Genomic DNA, 1,035 nt, shown 5'->3' with positions numbered 1-1,035 from the left:
TGGGGTGGACCACTGATCGGCGTGCGAATCCCCGAACAGCACCACGGTCTTGGCGGCATCGCTCGCGCCAAAGATGCATTTCACGGGCGCCACGTCGGTGAAGCCGATCAAACAATTCCGGCCGCTGCCGCTCGCGACGGGTTCCTCCGCGATCGACTGGGACAACGAGCGCTGCATGGGGTGCGATGAGGCACGAAGCGCCGCCTGCCCGGTGCCCAAGGCGATCACGCCGCCTGCGATGGTCAGCGTCGCGCCGAGACCGACCGAACGCATCGGTCGCGCGGCGAGCCACGTGCTGGCCCGGACAGGATGCTCCAGCAATTTGAATCCCGCGGCGGCACACGCCAGCGTCAACACGCTGCAGACGAAGATTCGCTGCAGCGGATCTTCGACGTTCAAGATCGTCGCGTACACCACGATGGGCCAGTGCCACAGATAAAGCGAGTAGGAGTGTTTGCCCAACCATTGCATCACGGGCAGTTTGAGGAGCGTGGCGGGACTGCCGGATTGTCCGCTTGCTCCACTGACGAGCACTGCGGCCGTCGCGGCGACGGGCACCAGAGCAATCCAACCCGGAAAGCGCGCTTCCTCCGTCAACCCGAAGAACGTTGCGATCAACCCGGCGAGGCCCAACCATCCCAGTAGCGCAGCACCCCGGAAGCGACGTGCCCAGTCCGTCACGGGCTTCAAGGCACACAGCGCGCCGATCCCGAATTCCCAGGCGCGGGTGGGGGAGGCGTAGAACGCCCAATCTTGTTTGCGATAGCTGAGCCACAGGCACAGCGCGAAGGAGAGCACCGAGAGCGCACCGATCGTGCCGGCCATGACGCGCACTGTCGGTCGCCAGCGCCACACGAGGAGCAACAGCGTGGGCCAGATCAGATAGAACTGTTCCTCGACCGACAGCGACCAGGTGTGCAGAAACGGATTCGAGGCGCTTTCGGGGGCGAAGTAGTCGGCCAGCAGCGTCATGAAATAAAAATTGCTGGCGTAGAGCGAGGAGGCGAGCGCGCCCTTGGTTGCAAACAATTGTTC

At 63.9% G+C, this 1,035-nt stretch carries 1 protein-coding gene; it reads right to left on the bottom strand.

Annotated elements, in window-relative coordinates; translation table 11 throughout:
• A partial coding sequence (locus EKO19_RS38095) for an acyltransferase family protein (protein WP_157995641.1) occupies positions 1-1,035 on the bottom strand: 1,035 nt, incomplete at both ends.

Source organism: Peristeroidobacter soli (assembly GCF_004138485.1).
Lineage (GTDB): Bacteria > Pseudomonadota > Gammaproteobacteria > Steroidobacterales > Steroidobacteraceae > Steroidobacter > Steroidobacter soli.
Note: the sequence above shows the minus strand (reverse complement) of the source record. Positions and strands in the feature narration are given on the sequence as shown.